This is a genomic window from Campylobacter sp. LMG 7929 (assembly GCF_024723595.1).
GTDB lineage: Bacteria > Campylobacterota > Campylobacteria > Campylobacterales > Campylobacteraceae > Campylobacter_D.
Genome location: NZ_JANQCY010000015.1, coordinates 23,967 through 31,284, shown reverse-complemented (window position 1 = coordinate 31,284; position 7,318 = coordinate 23,967). Strand labels below are relative to the sequence as shown.

Below are 7,318 nucleotides of genomic sequence, written 5' to 3'. Positions count from 1 at the left end.
AATTTGTGGAAATGGTGGAAGCGCTGCAGATAGCCAGCATTTTGCAGCTGAACTTAGCGGAAGATATAAAAAAGAAAGAAAGGCTTTAGCTGCTATTGCTCTAAGCACTGATACTTCTGCTTTAAGTGCTATAGGAAATGATTATGGTTTTGAATTTGTTTTTTCAAGACAAGTTGAAGCTTTAGCTAGTGATAATGATGTGTTGATTGGAATTTCTACTAGTGGAAAAAGTCCAAATGTGATTAAAGCTTTTGAAAAAGCTAGAGAAATTGGTGCTAAGTGTATAGGACTCAGTGGAAAGGGTGGTGGAGTGATGAATAAATTATGTGAGCATAATATAGTTATTCCAAGCGATGATACAGCTAGAATTCAAGAAATGCATATTTTAATTATACATTGTTTATGTGATTTGATAGAAGAAGAATATTAAGTTTGGGTTATTTTTCCAAACTTAAATAATATTCAATTTGATCTTTTTGTAAAATTCTAATTAAATTTGTACTTCCTGCAACACCTATTGGAAAACCTGCAGTAAGAGTATAAACTCCATCTTTTTTCATAAGGCCTTTTTCGACTCCAAGTTTTACAGAATTGCTTAAAAGCTCTGTTAAATTTTCATGTTTTTCTATTAATATAGCAGGTTGAACTCCCCAAACTATACTTAAAAAATTTAAAGCTTTTTTAGAATGAGTAATAGCTATGATATCCATTTTTGGACGATATCTTGCTGTTTTAACCGCAGAAGCACCACTACTTGTGATGGTAAAAATTGCATTTGCATTTAAATCGGTTGCTAGTTGTGTGCTTGATTTAGCAATAATATCGGTTTCATTGAAACATTTAAAGGTTTCAAATTTTTCATAAGGATAGTTTTTTTCTGTTTCTATAATGGTTTGAGTCATAATATCAACTGCATTTGCCGGATCAATCCCTACCGCACTTTCTTCGCTAAGCATAACCGCATCAGTACCATCAAGCACAGCATTAGCAACATCTGAAATTTCAGCTCTTGTGGCAGTTTTGGATTTTGCAAGTGAAAAAAGCATTTGAGTAGCAGTGATGACAGGTTTATTAGCTTCATTGGCTTTTTTAATGATGAGTTTTTGTATATTTGGCACTCTATAATAAGGCACTTCAATACCCAAATCCCCTCTTGCTACCATTATACCATCACTGCAATTTATGATTTCATCGATATTTTCAACAGCATCAAATTTTTCTATTTTTGCAAAAATAGCAATTTTGGCATTATTTTCATCAAGTATTTTCTTAACTTCATCAATATCATGAGCATTTTGTACAAAAGAGATGGCTAAAAAGTCAACATCATTTTTAATACCCCATGCAAGATCATCTTTATCTTTTTGGGTGATAACATCGATATTAATTTTTGTATTAGGAAAATTAATTCCCTTGTTTGAACTAAGCACCCCGCTATTTTCTACTTGGGTTTGGATAAAATCTTTTTCAACTTGCACTACTTTAGTTTTGATGGAGCCATCACAAAGATAGATGTATTCTCCTACCTTTAGCATTGAAAGAATTTCAGGATGATTAATACAGACTTTATAATGTTCATTAGAAAGTTTTTCTCCTTCAAAAGTATCCTTGTAAAAGTCTAGTCTATCTCCATTTTTTAATTCAAAAGCTTCTGGAATTTTTAAGGTTCTAATTTTTGGTCCACTAATATCTTGTAAAATTCCAATTCTTGCATTAAGTTCAGTTGCTACTTTTCTAATAGTAGTTAGATTTTGACTATGATACTCATGGGTTCCATGTGAAAAATTTAAACGAAAAACATTTACCCCATTAATAATCATTTGTCTTATCGTAGCTTCGTTTTCACTTGCTGGTCCAATCGTTGCAACTATTTTTGTTTTTTTTAGCATTTTTTATCCTTTTTATAGTAGTTCACTAGTAAATAAATCCTCATTAAAATTAGCACCCAAGTATTGACAAATAAGTTTTGCATCTCTATAACCATTACCAAGACAGCTTGTAGCACCTGGACTTGGGGTCATGTTGAAAATTATACCTGGAATTTCAGTAATACTTGCCTCTCCAAGCATTAATTCTCCTGCCTTTTTATCAAGCACTTGAGGGCGTACTCCGCCAAAATTTTTAGCATAGTATATATCATCTGTTTTCAAACTAGGAACTATTTTTTTGGCATCTTTTACAAAAAGTCTTTTGTTAATATAAGGAATTTCAAACAAATAATTATAAAGAATATAATTTCTAATAGTAGAATCTTTAAAAAGATTAAAACAAATTTTAACTACATTCATATCTAAATTTAATGTTTTGAAAAATTCAGGTAGCGATTTAAAACCATGATATCTTTCTAACATAGGAATAACTAAAGCAGTAGGGCCAAAGCGTGTATTCATATTAGCTAATAAATCAGGATCACCATGTAGCGCAGCAAATGGTAGTTTTGGATTTTGCACCATGTAAACTTTACCATTTAAAATTTTTCTTTTAGACATATAAAAACTTCCTGCAACCGGAAAGCAAGATTTATCTAATCCTATGCCCATTTTATGTGCCAAAAATAAAGAATGCGCTCCTGCATTTACTATAATAGATTTCGCACTATATTCTTTAAAATCTTTTGTTTTAATATAAAAAATATCATCTTTTTTTTCTATAAACACAACTTCTTGATTATAGGCAACATGAGTATTTTTTCCTTGTTTGCAAGCTTGCTCTATAAGATTTTGACTCATCAAGCCAAAATCTACTGTAGTATAAACCGTTCCTGCTTCTACACCCATAGCTACTACTTCATCGGTTCTATCATTTATGCCATCTTCGCCTAATACAACATTAGGTTCTATTTGCTTAATTTCATCTTTAGTATAAAATTTAATATAAGGATATAATTCTTTAAATTCTTCATATCTATTTTTCATATACTCGCATTCTTTGTCTCCAACTGCAAGTGCGAGTTTTTGGTGTGAGTGCATAAACTTATTTTGTGCATTTTGCAAAAGACCATATTTTACAATCATATCTGCTGTTGTCTTAACTTTTTTTGCTTTTTCTAAAGTGTAATTTGTCTCTATATCACCACAGTGGATAGTTTGTGAATTGCTTGTGCTATGGCTATTTAAAGTTGCAGCGCTATTGTATTTTTCTAACAAAGCAATATTTTGAATATTTGTGTATCTAGCCAGCTCGTAAAATACTGCAGCACCAGAAATCCCACCGCCAATTACCACGGTATCAAAATGTTTTTGATCCATTGTTATCAATTCCTTTTGTGTGTTTGATTTTGCTAATAATATCAAAATATAGTTGTTTTGAGTAAATAAATTTTATAATTTCAAGTGCTTGGGTATAGAAATAAATTTTAAAGTATAAAATTTTCACAAACAGCTTTTTTCATACCTCTAAAAATTAAAAATTTATCATAAATTGCATAGTCGAAAAAATTTGCAAGAAATTGCCCATCTCCGCCTGTAAAATATAATTTTTTATCATATGCACTATCTTTTATAAGTAAATATATGCTTTTAAAAACTCCATAACTTAAAGCATCAACGGTTCTTTGAGGGAAAGCATCAAAATTAATCTGTGTGTTTAGCTCGTATCTTAAACGTGATGAAATATTGGAAAAAGACTTTTTATAGCTTTCAATACCTGGGAGTATAAATCCCCCAAGATGAATAGAATTAGAAATAATATCTACGGTTATTGCAGAACCCGCATCAACTACAACACCATCTTCTATAGTGTAACATGCTGCTATTCTATCAACCCCTAAATTCTCATAAATAGTATCAAAATTAAAATATGAGGCAAGATTGATAAATAAAGGATTTTGTTCTAATCTTTGCTCTAAATTTGGATTTACATTGATATAAAATACTTTTTGTGTAGGTTCGTATTGTAAAAACTGCTCAATACTCATAGAATAAAATTTTTGCTCATTTAGAAAACTAGCGGTTGTGTTACCAATATCACATAAAAGCATAATTTTTAATCCCTTTGGTAGCTAGATATTCTTTTGCTTTAGAACAAATTAAAGCTTGGTGAAATATAAAATAATTTTGAAAATTTAAGTTTAGAGTTTGGTTTATATTTTGAAAAATACTTTCAAATTCTAGACATTCTTTTGTTAAAATTTTACTTTTTGCAAAAGAAAATAAAATCAAACAACACTGTTTGTTTGTATTCTCTCCATAAATACAAATTAATTTTTTCTTTTTACTAAAAGCATGGATATCTAAGGATTTAGTATTTTTTAAAACAATCCCATATTTTATAAGAATATCACTAAGCTCTTGATTCATTTTAGTTTAATTGTAAAAATTTATTTTGAAAGAAAAATTTACCATTAGCCATAAAACTTTTTTTATCAACGGCTTCACTTAGTTTATATACTGTATAATCTTTCAAATTTGTATTTAGCTTGATCAAATAACCTGTTTTTTCAAAAATATACAAAGAGTTATTGTATAAGGTGCTTTTAGAAAACAGAGCAAACTGAAATTTTACTTCATCGATTTTTCTAAGATTATAATCATTTTTAATAACTCTTCCATCTTTTGTTAGTACAAAAATTTCATTATCATTAGTGTTTACTGCTTTAATATTTTCGTTTAAATATAAGGTTCTATTTGGAGTAACAACGATGATTTTTTGTGCAGTTGCAGCAACCATAGTATCATTTTTAACATGAAGATAGATGATATTGTTAAAAAATTCCTCACTACTTACTAAAATTTCTTTACTCACTTTTAGTGTGCTTTTATTAAGTATGGCTAATTTTCCATTAAGCATAGGATATATAATAATGGTATTTAAAAAATAAGGATTAGCATAACGACTATCTTGAGCATAGGCTGTGCCAATATTTTGAAGCATTTTAATACCAAGATTTTTATTTGCATATACTAAGGTATTGCTAGCTAAAATTAAAGCTATATCATCTCCATCTATACTTGCACTCACTACACTTTCATTAAATTTATGAGAAAATAATTCATCACCTTGTAAATTTAAAATCTTAAAATTTCCATTATCATCGCCAATAAGAACCTCTTCTTGTTGCATATTTATAATATGATAATTTTTATCTAGTTTAAAATTAATAATATTTCCCATAGTATCTATAAAGGAATTATTGCTTAATTGTGCTATATTGTTATTGAAATTTATAATTTTACCATTAATACTTTGAGAGCTATAAGGAAGCTGTTCTGCTTGCGTTGGTTGGTAATACTCCCTTTTTGTGCCACAAGCACTAAAAAATATTAAAGTAATGATAAATAAATAAAAGTGTTTCATTTTATTCCTTGATAATGTTTTAAGCTTGTAATAATCTGCCATAAGGGAGAATTTATAGGTATTTTATTAAATTCTATATCTGCATTTTTAAAATCGTTTTGTTTTAGAAAATCAAAACCTACCAATAAGGTATTATAATCTTTCAAAAAGTCTGATTTTTGATTGTTTTGAGCAAGCACTATTTGTTTTAACAAAGGATCTATGTTAAGACTTAAAGTTTGATTAAGATCTTGATTGTTTTGATTCATCATGAATATGGTGTATAGATTTGCATTTTTTTGTTTTAATTCTTCAAGTAATTTTTGGTCTGAAGGATTTTTCAATAAGTTGTTAAAAATTATATTACTTTCTTGAATATTACTTTCTTGTTTTAGATTGTAAAAATAACTTCCGCTAAGATATGCGATTAAAAGCACAATGATTACAATGAAATAGTATTTGTATTTTTTTATAAAGCGCTCAGATTTGATAAAATTTTCCATCATTTGCTCTTGAGAGCTTAATTCCGCTTGAACCGCTTTTAGGTTTTCTTTTAAAGCCATATTTTCCCTTTTTTAGCAAGAATAAACATTATTTATTGTTTTAAGTCTATAATTGTAACATATAAAAATGAAAAAATAAATGATTTTATGTTATAATTTTTAACCTAAAAAGAGTTTTCTTGAGTTAAAAATTAAGATTAAGGTAAATTATGCAAATTGATGATAAATTATTAACCAAACTTGAAAAGCTAAGTGCTTTAAAAATTGCCGATGATAAAAGACAAGAATTGGAAGAACAATTAAGTCAGATTGTTAATTTTGTAGAAAAATTAGATGAGCTAAAACTTGATGATGTTGAAGCTATGACTAGCACTACAAATGCTGCAACTCCATTTAGACTAGATGAAAGTAGAAAATCTGATGTGATAGATATGCTTAGCAAACATGCTCCAAATTCTCAGGATGGATTTTTTATAGTCCCTAAGATAATTGAATAAAATATTTGGAGTTTAATATAGATGGAAAATTTTTCTTGGTTTGATGTATTTGTTTTAGGTTTAACTGCGATTTTAGGTTTAAAAGGTTTGGTAAGTGGCTTATTTAAGGAAATTTTTGGTTTATTAGGCATAGTTGGCGGGGTTTTACTTGCTTCAAGATATGCTAAAGAAGTAGCAGAAATTATTAATAATAATTTTTATGCAATTGAAAACGAAAATCTTGCGATTTTTGCGGGATTTTTGGTTTTGTTAATTGTAATTTGGGTAGCTTGTATGGCTTTGGGAAATATATTATCAAAGATTTTTAGTATGAGTGGTCTTGGTTTTATAGATCGTATAGGTGGATTTTTATTTGGTAGTGCTAAAATATTTTTGATTTTTGCAATTTTAGTGGCTTGTATTAATAATATAGAATTTTTAAATGCAAGCTTAGAAAAATATGCTAAAAATAGCTATACATTAGATCTACTTAGACAAACAGGTGATTTTATAATGAATACTGATTTTACTCAAAATGGTTTAGATAAAATACAAGAACAAATTATAGATTCTAATTTAAGTCTAAATTCGGAGGTAAATAATGCAAATTGAAAATATAGAATATGATGTTTTGCTTGAGCGTTTTAAAAAAACACTTAAAGATAATGGTCTAAAATATACTAAACAAAGAGAAGTGCTTTTAAAAACTTTATATAATAGCGATATGCATTATACTCCAGAAAGTCTATACGTAGAAATAAAGCAAAAAAATCCCGAATTAAATGTAGGCATTGCAACAGTTTATAGAACTTTAAATTTATTAGAAGAATCTGGTATGGCTACTTCTATATCTTTTGGTGCTTCAGGGAAGAAATTTGAACTTGCAAATAAACCTCACCATGATCATTTGATTTGTAAAAGTTGTGGTGAGATTGTAGAATTTGAAAATCCTATTATCGAACAGCAACAAATGTTAATCGCAAAAGAATATAATTTTAAATTAACAGGACATTTAATGCAACTTTATGGCCTATGTCCACAATGTAGTAAAAAATAAAGGTATAT

General features: G+C 28.4%; 10 protein-coding genes. 4 read left to right on the top strand and 6 right to left on the bottom strand.

Annotation, left to right across the window (positions count from 1 at the left end):
- A partial coding sequence (gene gmhA, locus CAMP5118_RS07135; protein ID WP_337216963.1) for a D-sedoheptulose 7-phosphate isomerase occupies window positions 1-430 on the top strand: 430 nt, incomplete at its 5' end.
- A 7-nt stretch (window positions 431-437) separates the two neighbouring features.
- Here gmhA and pyk read toward each other — a convergent pair.
- The 6 genes from pyk to CAMP5118_RS07105 all read right to left on the bottom strand — a co-directional run bounded on the left by pyk (window position 438) and on the right by CAMP5118_RS07105 (window position 5,837).
- Complete coding sequence (gene pyk / locus CAMP5118_RS07130; RefSeq protein ID WP_337216962.1) at window positions 438-1,889, bottom strand: pyruvate kinase; 1,452 nt, start codon at window positions 1,887-1,889, stop codon at window positions 438-440.
- 12 nt (window positions 1,890-1,901) lie between these two features.
- On the bottom strand, window positions 1,902-3,248 hold the full coding sequence (locus tag CAMP5118_RS07125; protein ID WP_337216961.1) for an FAD-dependent oxidoreductase: 1,347 nt from the start codon (window positions 3,246-3,248) through the stop codon (window positions 1,902-1,904).
- Window positions 3,249-3,355: 107 nt separating this feature from the next.
- Entirely contained in the window at window positions 3,356-3,979 is a 624-nt protein-coding gene (locus tag CAMP5118_RS07120; protein WP_263683203.1) for a type III pantothenate kinase, read from the bottom strand.
- On the bottom strand, window positions 3,966-4,298 hold the full coding sequence (locus CAMP5118_RS07115; protein WP_337216960.1) for a hypothetical protein: 333 nt from the start codon (window positions 4,296-4,298) through the stop codon (window positions 3,966-3,968). Before CAMP5118_RS07115 ends, CAMP5118_RS07120 begins: the two co-directional genes overlap by 14 nt.
- A gap of 1 nt (window position 4,299) precedes the next feature.
- Entirely contained in the window at window positions 4,300-5,295 is a 996-nt protein-coding gene (locus tag CAMP5118_RS07110) for a hypothetical protein (RefSeq protein ID WP_337216959.1), read from the bottom strand.
- On the bottom strand, window positions 5,292-5,837 hold the full coding sequence (locus tag CAMP5118_RS07105) for a hypothetical protein (RefSeq protein WP_337206261.1): 546 nt from the start codon (window positions 5,835-5,837) through the stop codon (window positions 5,292-5,294). Before CAMP5118_RS07105 ends, CAMP5118_RS07110 begins: the two co-directional genes overlap by 4 nt.
- Before the next feature lie 149 nt (window positions 5,838-5,986).
- Here CAMP5118_RS07105 and gatC point away from each other — a divergent pair, with 149 nt between their 5' ends.
- Genes gatC through CAMP5118_RS07090 form a run of 3 tightly spaced genes read left to right on the top strand, consistent with a single transcriptional unit; the run spans window position 5,987 to window position 7,310 of the window.
- Window positions 5,987-6,274 (top strand): Asp-tRNA(Asn)/Glu-tRNA(Gln) amidotransferase subunit GatC, encoded by a 288-nt coding sequence (gene gatC / locus CAMP5118_RS07100; RefSeq protein ID WP_263664170.1) that lies wholly within the window; start codon window positions 5,987-5,989, stop codon window positions 6,272-6,274.
- Between the two features lie 21 nt (window positions 6,275-6,295).
- Window positions 6,296-6,865, top strand: coding sequence for a CvpA family protein (locus tag CAMP5118_RS07095; protein WP_263664171.1), 570 nt, complete (start codon window positions 6,296-6,298; stop codon window positions 6,863-6,865).
- Entirely contained in the window at window positions 6,855-7,310 is a 456-nt protein-coding gene (locus CAMP5118_RS07090) for a Fur family transcriptional regulator (RefSeq protein WP_039617809.1), read from the top strand. The genes CAMP5118_RS07095 and CAMP5118_RS07090 overlap by 11 nt, the downstream gene beginning before the upstream one ends.
- Window positions 7,311-7,318: the final 8 nt, after the last annotated feature.

Coding starts and splice junctions, on each gene's coding strand:
- pyk (WP_337216962.1), bottom strand. CDS start 1,889: ATGCTAAAAAAAACAAAAATAGTTGCAACGATTGGACCAGCAAGTGAA.
- CAMP5118_RS07125 (WP_337216961.1), bottom strand. CDS start 3,248: ATGGATCAAAAACATTTTGATACCGTGGTAATTGGCGGTGGGATTTCT.
- CAMP5118_RS07120 (WP_263683203.1), bottom strand. CDS start 3,979: ATGCTTTTATGTGATATTGGTAACACAACCGCTAGTTTTCTAAATGAG.
- CAMP5118_RS07115 (WP_337216960.1), bottom strand. CDS start 4,298: ATGAATCAAGAGCTTAGTGATATTCTTATAAAATATGGGATTGTTTTA.
- CAMP5118_RS07110 (WP_337216959.1), bottom strand. CDS start 5,295: ATGAAACACTTTTATTTATTTATCATTACTTTAATATTTTTTAGTGCT.
- CAMP5118_RS07105 (WP_337206261.1), bottom strand. CDS start 5,837: ATGGCTTTAAAAGAAAACCTAAAAGCGGTTCAAGCGGAATTAAGCTCT.
- gatC (WP_263664170.1), top strand. CDS start 5,987: ATGCAAATTGATGATAAATTATTAACCAAACTTGAAAAGCTAAGTGCT.
- CAMP5118_RS07095 (WP_263664171.1), top strand. CDS start 6,296: ATGGAAAATTTTTCTTGGTTTGATGTATTTGTTTTAGGTTTAACTGCG.
- CAMP5118_RS07090 (WP_039617809.1), top strand. CDS start 6,855: ATGCAAATTGAAAATATAGAATATGATGTTTTGCTTGAGCGTTTTAAA.